Here is a 16253-nt window from a genome sequence, read left to right as displayed (position 1 = left end):
CCGTCATATGGGGGCATGATTGGTTTCATTTCAATACTAAATTCAGCCGGCGCGGCCGAAACCCTGTACGGGCGCCTCGACGCGGCGGCCGAAACTGGCGGGACGCCGGGCGACCAGCGGATTGGCGTCGCGATCAAGCAGCGCCATCGTCTCGGTGAAGCAGGGGCGCAAGGCGACGACTGTCTCGATCAGTTCGTCCGGTCCCTCGCGAGTTTCGACGCAGCGCCGGGCGGTCATTTCGATCTCTTCGGCCATGGCGCTGAGGCGATAGGCGCCGAACTGCGCGGATTCACCCTTCAGCGTGTGGGCTGGCGTGACAAGCGCGGCGGCATTGAGGGCGCGAAAGGATTCCTCGATGGCGTTGATCGACTTCACGCCGTCCTCGCGGAAATAGCCCAGGATGCGCAGGAAGGCCGTGCCAAGTTCGCCGCGCGTCTTGGCAAATTCGGCCCAGTTCACCAGTTCGGTCTGTTGATGAGGCACGACGCCACTCCCTTTCATGCCAAACCAGAATAGGCTTCGCGCGTAAACAGCGGGTTAAGGGCGCGCCCGAAGGCAATGGATTGCAGGCGTCAGATCGGCCGGCGCAGCGAAAAACGATGATCGCCCAGCGCCGCGAAAGTCCATTGCTGCTGCTGCGCCAGCGCGGCCAGTTCGGCCGGGGCGATCGGATCGTCCGCTTCGATGATGATGGCGTTCCGGTTCCGCATCGCGCGGGCGGCGCGCAGCGCGGGCCAGGGACATTTCATGCCCCTGGCGTTCACGGTCAGCGCGTCGCCGTCACTTGGTGCCATAGGGATTCTTGGCGCTGCGCAGCGTCAGCCGCACCGGCACCGCGCCGAAACCGAGTTCCTTGCGGATGCCGTTCACCAGATAGCGGCGATAGCTTTCGGGGAGTTCGTCGAGCCGGGTGCCGAACAGCACGAACGTCGGCGGGCGCGTCTTGTTCTGGGTGATGTAGCGCAGCTTGATCCGCTTGCCGCCCGGTGCGGGGGGCGGATTGGCCTCCAGCGCGCGTTCGAACCAGCGGTTCAGCACGCCGGTCGAGATGCGCTGGGACCAGGCGGTGCGGGTTTCGAAGGCGACATGGATCAGGTCGTCCAGCCCCTTGCCGGTCGCCGCGGACACGGTCATGATCGGCACGCCGCGCACCTGCGCGAGGCCATCGGACAGCGCCTGCTTGATGCCCTGATAGAGGGCCGAGCCATTTTCCACCGTGTCCCATTTGTTGAGCGCGATGACGAGGGCGCGGCCTTCCTCCAGCACCTTGTCGGCGATGCGGAGATCCTGGGCTTCGAGGCCGCGGGTCGAATCGAGCAGCAGCACCACGACTTCGGCAAAGTTCACCGCGTTCAGGCCGTCCGAAACCGCCAGCTTTTCCAGCTTGTCCTGCACCTTGGCGCGCTTGCGCATCCCGGCCGTGTCGATCAGGCGGACGGGGCGCTCGACGCCCTCCCGGCTGGTCCAGCTCCAGTCGACGGCGATGCTGTCGCGGGTGATGCCCGCTTCCGGGCCGGTCAGCAGCCGGTTTTCGCCTAGCAGCCTGTTGATGAGCGTGGACTTGCCGGCATTGGGCCGGCCGACGATGGCGAGCTTGAGCGGCGCGCTCTCGTCATCCTCGTAAAATTCCTTCTCATATTCCTCGCCATCTTCCCGCTCCAGATGCGGGAGCAGCGCCTGGAACAGATCGGCCATGCCCTGGCCATGTTCGGCGGAAAAGGGGATGGGTTCGCCCAGTCCCAGGCTGAAGGCCTCCATGACGCCAGGTTCGGCCGCCTTGCCCTCCGCCTTGTTGGCGACGAGCACGACGGGGGCGTCGCCTTCGCGCAGCCAGCGGGCGATTTCCTCGTCCAGCGGGGTGATGCCCGCGCGCGAATCGATCAGGAACAGGGCGACGTCGCAATTCTCGACCGCCGCCTGGGTCTGCATCCGCATCCGGCCGGGCAGGGACTGGGGGTCTTCATCCTCATAGCCGGCGGTGTCGATGATGGTGAAGTCGAGGCCCAGCAGGTGCGCCTCGCCCTCGCGCCGGTCGCGGGTCACGCCGGGCTGGTCGTCGACCAGCGCCAGCTTCTTGCCGACCAGCCGGTTGAACAGGGTGGACTTGCCCACATTGGGACGTCCGACGATCGCTACCGTGGGCAGCATGGCCCGCATTCCTTCCAAAATCATAGTCTGCGATAAAAGCAGTGCTCCTGCGAAGGCGGGAGCCCGGTCCGTTTGCCGGAACCGGCCCCCCGCCTTCGCAGGAGCACGCTTAGCATGTTTGTCGTTCTTAGCGGAACGCCGTCAATTTTCCATCGTCGGCCAGCACATAGAGCATATTGTTGGCGACGATGGGGGAGAGCGACATCGACCGGTCCATGTCCACGCTCGACTGGACGGCGCCCGTCGTCGGGTCGACATAGACCATTTCGCCGCGCGTCGACACCACGATCAGCCGGTTGCCGGCCAGCACCGGGCCGGTCCAGCGGATCGCCTTGTCCTTCTTCTTTTCCTTCTGCCAGCGGCGCAGCTGGCTGACCCAGCGGATCTTGCCGGTGGCGCGCGCGACGCAAAGCAGCCGGGCGTCGCTGGTAACGGCGAACACCCATTCGCCCACGACCGCAGGGGTCGAGATGCCGGCGATGTTGATTTCCCAGAGGCGCTGGCCGCTGGTGAGTTCATAGCTGGCCATGCGGCCGCCCTGGCCGATGGCGAAGACGCGGCCGCGATCGATCACCGGATCGGCGTCGATGTCGGTCAGCGTCGCGACCGCCGTCGAGATGCTGGTGCGCGACAGCGCATCGCCCCACAGGCTGCGACCATTTTCATAGCGATAGGCGGTGATTTCGCCCGAACTGTAGCCCGCGATCACCGTCCCCTGCGCGGCGGCGGGCGCGGCGACGCCGAAAATGCCCGTCACCTGCAACGTGCCGCTGTCGGTCCACTGGGTTTCGCCGTCGCTCTGGTTGAGCGCGAAGATCTGGTTGTCCTGGCCCATGACGTAGACATGGCCATTTTCCAGCGTCGGTGCGCCGCGCAGCGGGCCGCCGGGATGCTTTTTCCACACGATGGCGCCATCGGCCGCATTCAGCGCGAACACGTCGCCAAGGCCGGTGCTGGCGAACACCCGGTCGCCCAGGACGCTGACGCCGCCGCCGAACAGGGTGCGGCCGTTGCCCTTGCCCTCCGAAGGGAGGTTGGTCTGCCACAATTTCGCGCCGCTTGCGGCATCCAGGGCGATGACATGCGCGCCGGCATCGGTCACGAACAGCTTGCCGCCGGCCACGACCGGCGACGCGGCGAGCCGGGCCTGGGGCGAACTGCCCTCGATCGAGGTGGTCCAGACCTGGGTGGGCGAGCCACCGAGCGAGACATGGCCCATCGCCTTGGACGGATCACCGCCCGGCTGCGACCAGCTTTCGTTGACATAGGGGGCAGGCAGGCTGACCGGCACGTCGGCCAGCGACGGTTCGACCTCGACACCCTGTTCGTTGGTCAGGATCGAGACGCGGTTGCCCACCACAGGGGTCTTGGGCCCCCCCTTCTTGCCGCCGACGATGCCGCAGCCCGCGAGCAACGCGATCATCGCCGCGATGGTCACGGTGCGCCCAACCGGCGCCAGGCTCTTCATGCTCACCATCTGCTCGCTTATCCTTCGCTCGGCTCAGCCGGAATCTCGACCGCGTCGATACCCATGACGCCCGCCATCTGACGGGCGCGTGAACGGATCGATTGCGGCACATTGGCGTCCTTCGCCATGGCGGCGAACATCGGCCCGGCCAGGTCGGTCTTGCCCATTTTCATATAGGCGATGGCGACCAGTTCGCCCGCGCTGCCGAACCAGGGCGCGCCCTCGACCGCCAGCGGCTTCAGCCGGTCCACCACCTGCTGGGGCTTGAGGCTGTCATATTCCAGCGCGGTCTGGCGGATCAGTGCCAGGTCGCGATAGGGCTGGTCGAGGCCGGTGTCGGCCGCCATGGCGCTGTAGACGGCGATCGCGCCCTTGGCATCGCCCTTGCGTGCGGCGGCACCGGCCTTCGTCAGCAGGGCCGATGCGCGATAGCCCGGCTGGCTGGCCTTGGTCAGGGCGTCCAACTGCTTGGCGTCGGGCGTGCCGCCCCCGGCTGCGGCGGTCAGCACGGCGTCCATCTGTTCGGACACGGCTTCCGACTGGGTCTTGCTGTAATGCTGCCAGTAGAGCCAGCCGCCAAATGCCGCGAGGCCAAGGACAACGACGACCAGCAGGGCACGGCCATAGCGCTGCCAGAAGGTCAGAAGCTGGTCCTGGCGGACCGCCTCGTCGACTTCGCGCATGAAGGCTTCGCTGTTTTGCGGCGTAAGTGCCACGGGAATCTCCGAGAAATGCAGCAGAAATCTCTGCCGGAAGGCGCGATCAATAGCGGCGCTTATGCCACAGGCAAATCATATTTTGGGCCGGTAGACCTGTTCGTCGGTCGGAAAGGCGCGGCTGCGCACGTCCGCGGCATAGCGCTCGGCGGCATTGCTGATCGTTTCGGCGATATTGTCATACCGCTTCACGAAGCGCGGCACCCGTTCGAACATGCCCAGCATGTCCTCCGCCACCAGCACCTGCCCGTCGCAGCGGGCCGATGCGCCGATGCCGATCACCGGCACGTCGACGCTGGCGGTGATGATGTCCGCCAGTTCCTCCATCACGCCTTCGACGACCATGGAAAAGGCTCCGGCGGCGGCCACGGCGCGGGCGTCGCCCAATATCTTGGCATGTTCTTCCTGGCTCTTGCCGCGCGCACCATAACCGCCCAACGCGTTCACCGCCTGGGGGGTCAGGCCGATATGGGCCATCACCGGGATGCCGCGCTGGCTGAGGAAGCGGATCGTATCCGCCATGGCTTCGCCGCCTTCCAGCTTGACGGCGGCGGCGCCGGTTTCGGCCATGATCCGGCTGGCGCTGGCGAACGCCTGGGCGGGCGATGCCTCATAGCTGCCGAAGGGCATGTCGACGATGACGACGCTGTGATAGCTGCCGCGCACCACTGCCGCGCCATGGGCGATCATCATGTCGAGCGTGACCGGCAGGGTCGATGGCAGCCCATAGATCACCTGGCCCAGCGAATCGCCGACCAGCAGCATGTCGCAGTGCGGATCGAGCAACTGCGCCTGCCGCGCGGTATAGGCCGTCAGCATCACCAGCGGCGTGTCCGTCTTCCCTTCGAACTTGCGTCGCTGGATGGCGGGCACGGTCAGGCGCTTCATCGGCGCGGGCGTGGGATTGGCGCGGCTGGTCGCGGTGTCGATCGTGAAGGTCGTGGACATGGAGGCGCTCTACCCCAGCAAGGGGCGGGGCGCAAATATCGGAAGGGGGCGCGGCGCGGATATGCCGCTCCCGACCTTTGCGGGTTGTGGGCGCGGCAAGCCGCGTCCGTTGTTCCAGTTTGTGGGCGCGGCAAGCCGCGTCCGTTGTTCCAGTTTGTGGGCGCGGCAAGCCGCGCCCACGGGGGTGAGCCCTCAGAAATCGACCTTGAGCGTCAGGCCATAGGTGCGCGGGTCGCCTGGCTGGCCGGCGATCAGGCCGGTGTTGCCCGGCGTCGTCGCCAGCACTTCCATATAATTCTGGTCGAAGATGTTGCGGACCCAGCCATAGACGTTCAGCCCGTCGCTGTTGCGGAAGCCGAGGCGCAGATTGTTGAGGCTGTAGCCCTTGATGTCCATGTAGACGGAGCGCGAGGCGTTGGACGAGAAGGTCGATCGGTAGCTGCCGTCCCAGCCGATATAGAATTGCCCTTCGCCACCCAGCAACGCGGTCGGCACGTTGAATTCGACGCCATAGGACAGCGAATATTTGGAGATGCCGGGCAGCAGCTGGCCGGAAATATCGCAGACAGCCGGGCTGACCGCGCCCGGCACGCCCGGCGCGCCCGGCGTTGCCCCGCTATTGCCGCCGGACAGTTCGGGCGGGCAGGGGGCGTTGGTGAACTTGCGATATTTGGGATCGGTGTAGGCGCCGCTGACATAGGCGTTGACGCGATCGGACGGGCGGATCGAGAAATCGGCCTCGATGCCGCGCACCCGCACCTTGTCCGCATTGGCGAGATAGCCGCGCAGCACGCTGTTCTGGCCATTGTTCACGATCGCCTGATAATCCTCGATCTCGGTCCAGAAGCCGGTGAGGTTGAGCGTCGCCCGCTTGTCCCAGAACTGGGTCTTGAGGCCGATTTCGAAATGATTGACCTTTTCCGGCTTCACCGTCGCGACGTCGAGTTGCGGATTGCCCGCAGCGTCGAGCGGCACGCCGTTAAGGTTGATGCCGCCCGACTTGAATGCCCGCGAATAGGTGGCATAGCCCATCACATCGTCGCTGAATTCATAGGCGGCGGTGAAGTCGTAGGACAGGTTCCAGTCGCTGAAACTGGCCTCGAACGACTGGGGGGCCAGGACGCCGCGCTGCGCGACGATCCAGGGATCGGTGCTGGCGAAGGTGACGAGCTGGCGCGTGCCGTTGGACGCTGTGCCGGTCACGACCGAATCATAGCTGCCCTTCTTCTTGTCATAGTTGAGGCGCAAGCCGGGCTGGAGGCTGAGACGATCGGTGACATGCCAGGTCAACTGGCCGAACAGCGCGGCGCTGGTATTCTTGAGGCGAATGTCATTCTCGGCGGTAAGCCCGTTCAGCACGGCCGGGTTGCGCGACAGCGAACTGGTCGGGTTGAGCAGCCAGGCGCTGGCGTCCGCGCCCTGGACCTGGCTGCCGGTGGTGTGGATCGTCTGGTGGAAGCCGAAGGCGCCGACCACGAAGTCGATCGTCTCCCCTTCCTGCGCATAGCGCAGTTCCTGCGTCCATTGCTTCTGCTGGGTCGGGTTCTGCGACCTGGTGGTGACGTCGAGACCGGTGAAGTCGCGGTCGTTGGACGGTTGCCAGTCCCAGTAGCGATAGGCGGAGACGGATGTCAGCGTGCCCCCGCCCAGATCCCATTCGGCGCGCAGCGATGCGCCGCCCATCTCGTTGCGGGCCTTCAGCTGCGCGTCGAGGTCGGTCAGCCGGTCATAGGGGTTGGTGCTGGGCACCTGATAGCCGAGCGATGCGGTCAGCGCCGGATACTGGCGATTCGCGGCGCGCTGGGTGGAGCCATAGCCGGCGTAGATCTGCGCGCAGCAGACCGGATTCTGGAGATTATAGTCGCCCGCCAGGGTGATGTTCAGAGTGTCGGTCGCCTTCCAGAGCAGCGAGCCCTTGAGGCCCAGGAAATCCTGGCTGTTCACATGCTGGTTCGACGCGACATTGTAGATCGTGCCCTGGCGGTCGGTGACGGACGCGCCGATGCGGATGGCAAGGCGGTCGGTGATCGGGCCGGACACGGTCGCCTTGGCCTGCTTGAAATTGAGATTGCCGACCGAAATCTCGGCCTTGCCCTCATAGCTGAAACTGGGTGCGCGGGTCGTGATGTTGATCGCGCCGGCGGTAGTGTTCTTGCCATAGAGCGTGCCTTGCGGGCCGCGCAGCACTTCCACCTGCTCGATGTCGACGAAGTCCAGCGTCGCGGCGGCGACGCGGTTATAATAGACCTGGTCGATATAGATGCCGACGCCCTGCTCGATGCCGTCATTGGTGAGGCCCAGCGGAGCGCCGATACCGCGGATGTTGATCGAGCTGTTGCGCGGGTTGGTGGAGTAGAATTGCAGCGTCGGCTGCAACTGCGTCAGCCGCTGTATATTGTAGCTGCCGGTCTGCTCGACCGCTTCGCTGTTAAGCACCGAGACGGAGAGTGGCACGTCCTGCAATTCTTCCGCACGGCGGCGCGCCGTGACGACGATGGCGCCGCCGACAATGTCGTTTTCGGCCTGTTGTGGCGTGGCTTCCTGCGCGTGAGCGGCAGGTATGGTCAAGGATGCGCTCGCGACGCTCGCGAGCAACAGGAAACGCGCAATCATGATAGTCCCCTTCCGGCTGTCCGGTGGTTGATGATCGCGGCATTTCCGGTGATCCGGTCAAAGCCGTTGGTCTTTACGGGAATGACAGGCGTCTTGCGATGCGGCTCACCCCCTTCAAGCCGCATGAGCCGTTTTTTGCGGCCCCCCTGGAATATCTTGCCCCCGTGCCGCCTTCAGGCGGTCAGGCGCGTTTTTTCGGTCACGTCGATCTGCACCACGCGCGCGTCATGGACGGTCAGCGTGATCGATCCGAAGCGCAGATCCTGCAGCACGTCGCGGACCTTTTCGATGCTGGCGATAATGTCGATCCGGGGCGCTTCGGCGCGTCCGTTGCGATAGTCGATCGGTCGTTGTTCAGTCATGGACACCTCTTGGCGGTCTATTATCTCAACTCAAAAAGTAGACAAAGAAAGAAAAATAGGGGGCGGGCAAGTTTGTCTTGTCCCACCCGGAAAGCTTAGCCCTGAAAGTGCATCTCCTGCGTCCCGCGGCGAGCCGCCGTGGGACGGATGGCGGGCAGGCCCGGATCGGCGCTCGCCGCGCGGGTCTGCGCGTCATCGATCAGTCGGTCGAGCAGCGATTGGCCGAATTGCCAGTCGCCCAGTCCGGAATCGGCGTTGATGTGGCCGCAATATCCCGCATCGACGAACTGGCTGCCCCAATATTTGCCCATGCTGTGCGCCCGTTCGAAGAAGATATAGGGATCGTCCCGGCTCGCCACGAGGATTGACGGGAAGGGGAGTTGCGACCGTGGCACCGGGCCGAAATTGCCGATCGTGTCGGGGGTTTCGACCCGGTCGCAATCGGGCGGGGCAACCAGCAGGGCGCCCGTCACAGGCCAGCCATAGGCCTGGCTCTGAAGCGCGCCCCACCAGGCGACCGTGATGCAGCCCAGACTGTGGGCGGCCAGGATCACCGGCCCGTCAATCTCTCGGATCGCGGCATCGAGCCGCGTGACCCAGGCGTTGCGGTTAGGGCTGGACCAGCGGCCGAGGTCGACCCGCTCGCAGTCGCCGCGCGTCGTTTCCCAATTGGTCTGCCAATGGCCCGGACCGCTATTGTTGAGGCCCGGAACGGTCAGAACGACCGGTGGCCTTGTCCTGCTCGTATGTCCGAATCGGTCCATGATGGATTCTCCTCATCCTCGTTTTCGAGGACCGAGATAACTCTATTTTTAGAGTAGACAAATGGCAAGCGACAAAATGTGTCGAAATATGGGCGATCGGAGGGCGGCCTGCCGCAATGGAAAAAGGGGCGCGCGATCCGCGAATCGCGCGCCCCTTTCTTGGGGCCGTCCGCCTGCCTTACCAGGGGTAGATCAGGCCATAATATTGATAGACGTTGCGGCCATAGCCATCGTCATAATCGGGCCGTTCATCGGCCATGTGACGGGGTGCATCGTCGAGCAGCTTCTTGTCCAGGTCGACCACATAGCCGCCCTTGTCGACATCATAGGTCAGCATCGACCAGGGCAGCGGATAATGGTCATGCCCCATGCCCAGGAACCCGCCAAAGGACAGGACCGCATAGCGCACCTGCCCGCTGCGCTTTTCCACCATGAAATTGGAAATCTTGCCCAGCCTTTCGCCCTGGCGGTTGTAGACGGCGGTGCCTTCGACCCGGTCGGATGCGATCAGGTCGCTGCGATTTTCCATCGTCAGCTCATTCATTGTCACTCTCCTGCATGAATTTCTCTATTCTATCGCAACCATGGGGAGCCGCCGGGGTTCCTCCGCTTCACCACAAGGAGCTACGGCCATGAAGATTAATCGCAGCGGATCGGCGGTCTGGACGGGCGGTCTGAAGGACGGGAAGGGCGCGATCTCGACCCAGAGCGGCGCGCTCGACGCCTATCCCTATGGTTTTGCGACGCGTTTCGAGGGGATGCCGGGCAGCAATCCGGAGGAGTTGATCGCGGCGGCCCATGCCTCCTGCTTCACCATGGCGCTCTCGCTGATCCTGGGCGAGGCGGGGCTGACGGCGGAGAAGATGGAGACGAATGCCGTGGTGACGCTGGAGCAGCAGGAGGGCGGTTTTGCCGTCACCGCCAGCCGGCTGACGCTCAAGGCGACGATTCCCGGCGCGGACGACGAGACGTTCCAGGATCTTGCCGCCAAGGCGAAGGCGAACTGTCCCATTTCCAAGCTGTTGAAAGCCGAGATCAGCCTGGATGCCGAGCTGCTGAGCTGACCGCCGGCTGCCTGGCGCGGACATGCTCGCGCCAGGCGATATAGAGGCCGCTGGCGATGATCAGGGTCGCGCCGATCCAGGTCGTCGCCATCGGCCAGTTCTCCCCGATCGCCACGCCCAGCAGCGTGGTCCAGATGATGGCGCTGTAATCCATCGGCAGCACCACCGAGACCGGTGCCCAGCGCAGCGCGGCGGTCAGGCAGAGCTGGGCGATCCCGCCGAACAGGCCGATCAGCAGCAGCAGCCCCCAGGTGAGAGCGTCGTGCGCCTGCGCGAAAAAGGGCATGGCGATCCCCAGAGGGATCATCGACAGGGCGGTGAACCAGAAGACGACGACGCCCGCCGCCTCGGTGCGCCCCAGTTCGCGCAGCACCAGGCTGACACTGGCGGTGGCGAAGGCCGCGGCGATGGCGACGGCGACGCCCTGCAGGGGGAAATGGCCGGCGTCGGGGCGGATCATCACCAGCACGCCGGCAAAGCCGATCAGCACCGCGCTCCAGCGATGGATACCAGTCGCCTCGCGCAGGATCAGGGCTGACAGGATCGTGCCGAAAATCGGCATGGTGAAGCCGATGGTCGCCGCTTCCGCAGGAGGCAGCAGGATATAGGACAGGAAATTGAGCAACATGCCGGTCAGGCCCAGCATCATGCGGCTGGCATGGACGCCGATGCGGCGGGTGCGGACGCTATGGAGGCCGCCGGCCATCGCGACCCAGACCAGGACGATCGGCAACGCCAGCGCCTGTCGATAGAAAAGCGATTCCACCACATGCACGCCGCGCTGGCTGGCCAGCCGCACCATGACGAACATCACCGACAGACAGATGACGGCGGTCAGGCGCAGGGCGATGGCGAACAGCGGGCGATGGGGGCGGGCGGAAGCGGTCACGCCCCCGCCTTAACCCCGTTCCGCCAGCGTGCAAGGCAAAGGGCGGTCAGGCCGCCGGCTTGCGGAATTTGAGCGTCATCCGGTCGCTTTCGCCGATGGCGAGATATTTGTCCTTGTCGACATCCTTCTGGCTGAGCGTCGGCGGCAGAGTCCAGACCCCCTTGGGCCAGTCGGCCGTGTCCTTCGGATTGGCGTTCACTTCCGACGCGCCGACATATTCGAAGCCGGCCGCCTCCGCGATGCGGCGGATGGTCGACACCTTGAGATAGCCGCTGCTTTTTTCGAGCGCGCTGTCGCGGTCCTCGGGCAGGCGATGGTCGACCACGCCCAGCGTGCCGCCGGGCTTGAGCATGGCGAAGAAGGCCTGGAAGGTCGCTGCCTCGCTGCCGTTCATCACCATGTTGTGGACGTTGCGGAAGGTGAGAACCGTATCCACGCTGCCGGCCGGGATGGTGGCGCTGTCCTCCGGATAGGCGACGAGCTTCACCTTGCCATAGACGTCGGGCTTGGCGGCGAGGAAATTGCGGTAGCCATCCAGGTAGCGGCCGGTCGGCTGGAGCGCGTAGAATGTGCCCTTCCCGCTCAGCAGCGGCGCCAGGATTTCCGTATACCAGCCGCCGCTGGGGCTGTATTCGACTACCGTCTGCCCCGGCGTGACGCCGAAAAAGGCGAGGGTTTCGGCCGGGTGGCGATATGTGTCGCGTGCCACATTGGCCGGCGTGCGGCTGGGGGCGGCGATTGCGGCGGCGATCGGACCGGCGGCGGCCTGATGATGGCCGGCATGTTGGGCGATGGCGCCGCCGAGCGGCACGATCAGGGCGGCGGCGGCAAGCAGGGCGGAAAGGCGCATCGTTCATCCTCTCGACTGGGGAGTGGATGATGTGCCGTCGGCGCGCCAGCGGCGCAAGGGGCGGCGGGTGCGAATGCGCCCGCCAGCCACATTAACTTACAGACCGGCCGTTACGGGCGGGTCGTCACAGGCAGGCTTCGAGGAAGGGCTGGTCGAAACCGAACATGCGCGCCTTGTCCAGCGTGTAGGGGCGCAGGCCCATGGAGCGATATTCGCCCACGATCTTTCCGCTGTCGTCCTCATCATGATATTCGAACTTGAACAGTTCCTGGGTGACGATGACGTCGCCTTCCATGCCGATCACCTCGGTCACGTTGGTGACGCGGCGCGAGCCGTCGCGCAGGCGCTTCACCTGCACGATCAGGTCGACCGAATCGGCGATCTGCTTGGAAATGGCCTCCTTAGGAATCTTGATGTCGCCCATCAGGATCATGTTCTCCATACGGCCCAGGCACTCGCGCGGGCTGTTGGAGTGGAGCGTACACATGGACCCGTCATGGCCGGTGTTCATCGCGGCGAGCAGGTCGAAACATTCCGCGCCACGAATTTCGCCCAGGATGATGCGGTCCGGGCGCATGCGCAGGGCGTTTTTGACGAGATCGCCGATGGTGATCGCACCTTGCCCCTCCAGGTTCGGCGGGCGGGTTTCGAGCGGCAGCCAGTGCGGCTGTTGCAGGCGAAGTTCCGCCGCGTCCTCGATGGTCAGCACGCGCTCGCCCGGATCGATCATCTTCGACAGGGCGTTGAGCATGGTGGTCTTGCCCGAGCCGGTACCGCCCGAGATGACGATGTTGAAGCGGCAGGCGCCCGCGATCTTGAGCGCGGTAGCCATCTTTGGGCTCATCGCGCCCCATTGGGCGAGCATGTCGATGGTGATCGGCTTGGCCGAGAATTTACGGATCGAGATGGCGGTGCCGCGCAGGCTGAGCGGTGGCACGATCACGTTGACGCGGCTGCCGTCGGGCAGGCGGGCGTCGGCCAGCGGCGTGGTCTGGTCGACCCGGCGGCCAACCTTGTTCACGATGCGCTGGGCGATCTGGAACAGATGCTCTTCATCGCGAAACTTGATCGGCGCGATCTGGAGCTTGCCCTTCTTTTCGATATAGGTCTGGTCCGGGCCGTTGACCATGATGTCGCTGACATCCGGGTCGGCCAGCAATTCCTCGAGCGGGCCAAGGCCCAGCAGTTCGTCGACAAGCACTTTTTCCAGCGCGAACTGTTCGCGCCGGTTGAGGGTCAGCTTCAGTTCCGCCAGCACCTCCATGATGATCGGGCGGAATTCCTCCGCCAGTTCATCCTTGGTGAGGGTCGCGGCCGCCTCGGGGTCGACGCGCTCCAGCAGGCGGGGCAGCACCTGCTCCTTGATCTTGTGTACGCTCGCCTCGAACCCCTGCGGCCCGGCGTCGGGCACATGCTCCGCATTGGCGCGTTCGGACAGACGCGACATGGCGTCGGCATTGCGCTGCATCTGGCTGGTGGGCGCGGACAGCGGATCGAACGGCGAGTCGCCCGGCAGCGACGCGATGTCGAGCGGTGGGAACTGGTCGCCGCCGCGCGGCGCTTCTTCCCGCGGTGCCGTGCCGCCCTGCATGGGCCGGGCCACGCCGAAGCCGGGCTTTATCCCGGCAGGTCCATTCTTCCGTCCAAAGGCGCTCATAGGTCTCCGCCGCAATTTTTTGTGACTGGCCTGCGAACCCGAGCGGGCCGGTCCTCTATGGTGAAGGTGAATAGGATCGAAACTTTGATAAATGGCTAATGGGCCGGCACGGGCCGCGCAGGGGCGGTCACGAAGCGGGGGTCCGCGCCGAACCAGCCGCCGACCCAGCGCCCGCCGGTCAACAGACCGCGGCCCTGGGGGGTGATGTGGATGCGGCCATCCAAGACCGCGATATTGCCCGACAGTCGCTGTTCCGCGATGCGCCGGTCGATCTGGCGCATGTCGCCCAGATATTCGCGCAGATAGACGCGCTCCAGCCCCTGCGCGTCGAGTTGCCCGTCCTGCGCCTCGATCCGGGCGAGCAGGAACATGGTAATGGAGCGGTCGAACGTGACCGGAAAGACGATCAGAAAGCTGATGTTGAACGCCAGCGACAGGGCGACGGCGCCGACGGCCGTGGACAGGTCGAGCATCGGCGCCCGCCGTGCCGCCAGTGTCATCAGCGCACCCAGCAGGAGCGCGCCCATGAAGGCGACCAGCACGCCGCGATAGAAGAGCAGGGGGATCGACCCCAGCAGGGGCGAGGCGATCAACGCCAGGTAGAGGAGGAAGCCGCCGGCCAGCGCGATCAGATAGACAACGGCCAGTCCGCCAAGGCGCCGTAGCAGGGGTTTCATGGCCGGATGTCCTTGACCGAAACCAGGCAGGCGAGCGGTTCCCGGATGCGGCAGCGCAGGCCTGGCGGAGGGCCGTTCCCGTGTCGCCAGATCGGGTCCACCGAGGCGAACAGGAGGTGGTCGACACCGGCCCCTGCCGCCCGGCGGCGCATTTCGGCAGCTGGGACTGGCCGCTCGAAGATCGGGCGCAGCACCGCGATCCGTTGTTGCACGGCCTCCGTCGGTGCGCCGAACAGATTGGCTTCGCGATCGGACACGCCCGTGCGCTGCACGCCGTAAAGCCCGAAGTTGAAGATGCGACGGTGCAGCGCCGGATTATGCTGGATCACGTCGCGTGCCGGGAAAAGGCGTGCCGCCCGTTCGTAGACACGCCGCTGGTCGTCATCGTCGGCGCGGGGACTGATCAGTTCGCTGAAACTGGTTTCGACATAGGGCGGCCTGATGAACCGCAGGCCGACGACATCCCATGCGACGGCCAGCAAGCCGAGTGCCAGCAAGATGCACATCCTGGGATGATCGCGCAGCCGAGGCGTCGGGCCTTGCAGCCAGGCGGCAGTCCAGACCATTGCAGCGCACTGCGCAAACCAGATCGATCGCCAGGCCAGATCGTTGTTGATGATCGTGGATTTCAGGAAGCTGGCGACCAGCAGCGACGACAGGGCGCTCGCGGCCAACAAGGTCTGGACGATGGTGCGCGAACGGAACGGCCCGGATCGCAGCCAAAGTACGGCCCCGACAGCAAAGATACCGAACTCCATGCCATAATTGAGGGGCAGCAACGCCAGATGCAACAATGTCCAGGCGCCGCCTTCCGGAAGCAGGACGGTGAAGGGGCGGACGGTCAGCGCGATCGGCAATCCGCTGTCGTGGCGGAAGCTGATAAGGTCGATGATCTGCATTGCAGCCATCGCCAGTGCGACAATGCCTGCGAAGGGCAGCATCGGGTCGCGCCGGATGAGCGCCAGACAGCCCCAGCCGACGAACACCGGCGCGATTGTCAGCATGATCCAGACCGACGATCCGAAGCATGTGGCTATGCCTATGCCGGCCGCGGCCGCCAGTGCCCAACGTTCGGACCGATCCGATTCCTGCGCGCGCGCCAGCAACAGCATTGCGCCCCATGCCGCAACCATCGCGGTCAGATGATGGGGTACCCAGAGCGTCGATCGAACCGCGAAATCGACCGCGGTATTCCACCAGTCGCTTTGCGATTCGAGCTTGCCGGTCGCCAGCACGCGCAGCAGCATCATGATGAGGTCTGCGCCCGAGACGAAGCAGAAGAGCAGGATCAGGCGCATGAAGGCGCGGTTGCGGGCGGGATGGATCAGGCCGCCATCGACAGCTATCCGCCAAAGCAGCGATGGGAAGGCAAGGCCTGCCCAGAAGGCAGCGCCCGCGAACGCCATGCGCGCGTTGATGAATGTTTCGTTCGACCAATGGATCGCGGCGGACCACAGATAGAAATAATAATAATAGCCGACATAGCCGGGCCGGGCGAAGAAGGGATCGGCGAAGGGCAGCCCTTCGCGCGCGATCGCGCCCGTGACTGCCGCATGTTTCACCAGATCAAGGTCGAGCAGCGACTGGTTGAGCGCCCCGCCGATGCTGAAATCCACGAAGACGAAGGCGACGATGCCGGCCCATAGCGCGATCAACGGCACGGCGATCGACCATCCGGCATCCCGCGCCGGGATCAGCAGGCGGGCCTGCGGCAATGCGAACAGGGCCAGTGCGGCATGGAGGCCGGCCATGGCGATCATGCCGCCGCCGCGCACCAGGAGCGCGTCGATCGCGGGCAACAGCGTCACCGCCAGCAGGAGCGACCAGCCCAGCCGGTTCCACCCAGTGCCGCAGCGCATGTCGATCCGATCGAACAGGCGGGCGATGCCGGCGCCGGGCAGCAGCATCCAGCCGATGCCGAGCAGCATGGCGAGGACAAGGCCGATGCCGTCCGCCAGCAGCGGTGGGGTCAGCCCGTCATGCATGACGCCCGAGCCTCCGGACGCACGCAGGGCAGGAGCCGACCGGCCCGAATCCATCGATCAACTTGCTGGCTGCACCTGGTCGCATCGTCCCCATGACTAGGGCGAGAGGGTA

Annotated in this window: 16 protein-coding genes; 1 reads left to right on the top strand and 15 read right to left on the bottom strand. The window is 65.1% G+C overall.

The window, feature by feature from the left end; genetic code table 11:
* Positions 1-42: 42 nt before the first annotated feature.
* The 10 genes from A7Q26_RS13150 to A7Q26_RS13105 all read right to left on the bottom strand — a co-directional run bounded on the left by A7Q26_RS13150 (position 43) and on the right by A7Q26_RS13105 (position 9563).
* A complete protein-coding gene (locus A7Q26_RS13150; RefSeq protein WP_066860569.1) occupies positions 43-483 on the bottom strand; it encodes an Hpt domain-containing protein in 441 nt (146 codons plus the stop codon).
* Positions 484-572: 89 nt separating this feature from the next.
* Positions 573-794 carry a sulfurtransferase TusA family protein gene (locus A7Q26_RS13145; RefSeq protein ID WP_066860212.1) on the bottom strand — a complete coding sequence of 74 codons (222 nt, stop codon included), beginning with the start codon at positions 792-794 and terminating at the stop codon, positions 573-575.
* Positions 781-2148 (bottom strand): ribosome biogenesis GTPase Der, encoded by a 1368-nt coding sequence (der, locus tag A7Q26_RS13140; RefSeq protein ID WP_066860209.1) that lies wholly within the window; start codon positions 2146-2148, stop codon positions 781-783. The genes A7Q26_RS13145 and der overlap by 14 nt, the downstream gene beginning before the upstream one ends.
* Positions 2149-2275: 127 nt before the next feature.
* Positions 2276-3625 (bottom strand): outer membrane protein assembly factor BamB family protein, encoded by a 1350-nt coding sequence (locus A7Q26_RS13135; RefSeq protein WP_066860206.1) that lies wholly within the window; start codon positions 3623-3625, stop codon positions 2276-2278.
* A gap of 8 nt (positions 3626-3633) precedes the next feature.
* On the bottom strand, positions 3634-4332 hold the full coding sequence (locus A7Q26_RS13130; RefSeq protein WP_066860204.1) for a tetratricopeptide repeat protein: 699 nt from the start codon (positions 4330-4332) through the stop codon (positions 3634-3636).
* A gap of 75 nt (positions 4333-4407) precedes the next feature.
* A complete protein-coding gene (gene panB / locus A7Q26_RS13125) occupies positions 4408-5280 on the bottom strand; it encodes a 3-methyl-2-oxobutanoate hydroxymethyltransferase (RefSeq protein ID WP_066860201.1) in 873 nt (290 codons plus the stop codon).
* A 192-nt stretch (positions 5281-5472) separates the two neighbouring features.
* Complete coding sequence (locus A7Q26_RS13120; RefSeq protein ID WP_066860198.1) at positions 5473-7893, bottom strand: TonB-dependent receptor; 2421 nt, start codon at positions 7891-7893, stop codon at positions 5473-5475.
* Positions 7894-8066: 173 nt separating this feature from the next.
* Entirely contained in the window at positions 8067-8255 is a 189-nt protein-coding gene (locus tag A7Q26_RS13115) for a YezD family protein (RefSeq protein ID WP_066860195.1), read from the bottom strand.
* Positions 8256-8350: 95 nt separating this feature from the next.
* Positions 8351-9019: an RBBP9/YdeN family alpha/beta hydrolase gene (locus tag A7Q26_RS13110; protein ID WP_066860192.1), complete on the bottom strand. Its 669-nt coding sequence runs from the start codon at positions 9017-9019 to the stop codon at positions 8351-8353.
* Positions 9020-9197: 178 nt separating this feature from the next.
* Positions 9198-9563, bottom strand: a complete 366-nt coding sequence (locus A7Q26_RS13105) for a PRC-barrel domain-containing protein (RefSeq protein WP_066860190.1) — start codon at positions 9561-9563, stop codon at positions 9198-9200.
* An 88-nt stretch (positions 9564-9651) separates the two neighbouring features.
* Here A7Q26_RS13105 and A7Q26_RS13100 point away from each other — a divergent pair, with 88 nt between their 5' ends.
* On the top strand, positions 9652-10083 hold the full coding sequence (locus A7Q26_RS13100; RefSeq protein WP_066860188.1) for an OsmC family protein: 432 nt from the start codon (positions 9652-9654) through the stop codon (positions 10081-10083).
* On the opposite strand, the gene A7Q26_RS13095 is transcribed toward A7Q26_RS13100, so the two are convergent.
* The 5 genes from A7Q26_RS13095 to A7Q26_RS13075 all read right to left on the bottom strand — a co-directional run bounded on the left by A7Q26_RS13095 (position 10055) and on the right by A7Q26_RS13075 (position 16141).
* The gene (locus A7Q26_RS13095) at positions 10055-10942 is read right to left on the bottom strand and encodes a DMT family transporter (protein WP_269747257.1); all 888 of its coding nucleotides are present in this window, start codon (positions 10940-10942) and stop codon (positions 10055-10057) included. The genes A7Q26_RS13100 and A7Q26_RS13095 overlap by 29 nt on opposite strands.
* Positions 10943-11018: 76 nt before the next feature.
* Positions 11019-11822: a class I SAM-dependent methyltransferase gene (locus tag A7Q26_RS13090; protein ID WP_066860185.1), complete on the bottom strand. Its 804-nt coding sequence runs from the start codon at positions 11820-11822 to the stop codon at positions 11019-11021.
* A gap of 124 nt (positions 11823-11946) precedes the next feature.
* Positions 11947-13479, bottom strand: coding sequence for a CpaF family protein (locus tag A7Q26_RS13085; RefSeq protein ID WP_066860182.1), 1533 nt, complete (start codon positions 13477-13479; stop codon positions 11947-11949).
* Positions 13480-13574: 95 nt separating this feature from the next.
* Positions 13575-14156: a hypothetical protein gene (locus tag A7Q26_RS13080; RefSeq protein ID WP_066860179.1), complete on the bottom strand. Its 582-nt coding sequence runs from the start codon at positions 14154-14156 to the stop codon at positions 13575-13577.
* Positions 14153-16141 (bottom strand): hypothetical protein, encoded by a 1989-nt coding sequence (locus A7Q26_RS13075; protein WP_066860563.1) that lies wholly within the window; start codon positions 16139-16141, stop codon positions 14153-14155. The genes A7Q26_RS13080 and A7Q26_RS13075 overlap by 4 nt, the downstream gene beginning before the upstream one ends.
* Positions 16142-16253: the final 112 nt, after the last annotated feature.

This window comes from Sphingobium sp. TCM1 (assembly GCF_001650725.1).
GTDB lineage: Bacteria > Pseudomonadota > Alphaproteobacteria > Sphingomonadales > Sphingomonadaceae > Sphingobium.
This window is presented reverse-complemented; position numbering and strand designations above follow the sequence as displayed.

Coding starts and splice junctions, on each gene's coding strand:
- A7Q26_RS13145 (WP_066860212.1), bottom strand. CDS start 794: ATGGCACCAAGTGACGGCGACGCGCTGACCGTGAACGCCAGGGGCATG.
- der (WP_066860209.1), bottom strand. CDS start 2,148: ATGCTGCCCACGGTAGCGATCGTCGGACGTCCCAATGTGGGCAAGTCC.
- A7Q26_RS13135 (WP_066860206.1), bottom strand. CDS start 3,625: ATGGTGAGCATGAAGAGCCTGGCGCCGGTTGGGCGCACCGTGACCATC.
- panB (WP_066860201.1), bottom strand. CDS start 5,280: ATGTCCACGACCTTCACGATCGACACCGCGACCAGCCGCGCCAATCCC.
- A7Q26_RS13120 (WP_066860198.1), bottom strand. CDS start 7,893: ATGATTGCGCGTTTCCTGTTGCTCGCGAGCGTCGCGAGCGCATCCTTG.
- A7Q26_RS13115 (WP_066860195.1), bottom strand. CDS start 8,255: ATGACTGAACAACGACCGATCGACTATCGCAACGGACGCGCCGAAGCG.
- A7Q26_RS13110 (WP_066860192.1), bottom strand. CDS start 9,019: ATGGACCGATTCGGACATACGAGCAGGACAAGGCCACCGGTCGTTCTG.
- A7Q26_RS13105 (WP_066860190.1), bottom strand. CDS start 9,563: ATGAATGAGCTGACGATGGAAAATCGCAGCGACCTGATCGCATCCGAC.
- A7Q26_RS13100 (WP_066860188.1), top strand. CDS start 9,652: ATGAAGATTAATCGCAGCGGATCGGCGGTCTGGACGGGCGGTCTGAAG.
- A7Q26_RS13090 (WP_066860185.1), bottom strand. CDS start 11,822: ATGCGCCTTTCCGCCCTGCTTGCCGCCGCCGCCCTGATCGTGCCGCTC.
- A7Q26_RS13085 (WP_066860182.1), bottom strand. CDS start 13,479: ATGAGCGCCTTTGGACGGAAGAATGGACCTGCCGGGATAAAGCCCGGC.
- A7Q26_RS13080 (WP_066860179.1), bottom strand. CDS start 14,156: ATGAAACCCCTGCTACGGCGCCTTGGCGGACTGGCCGTTGTCTATCTG.
- A7Q26_RS13075 (WP_066860563.1), bottom strand. CDS start 16,141: ATGCATGACGGGCTGACCCCACCGCTGCTGGCGGACGGCATCGGCCTT.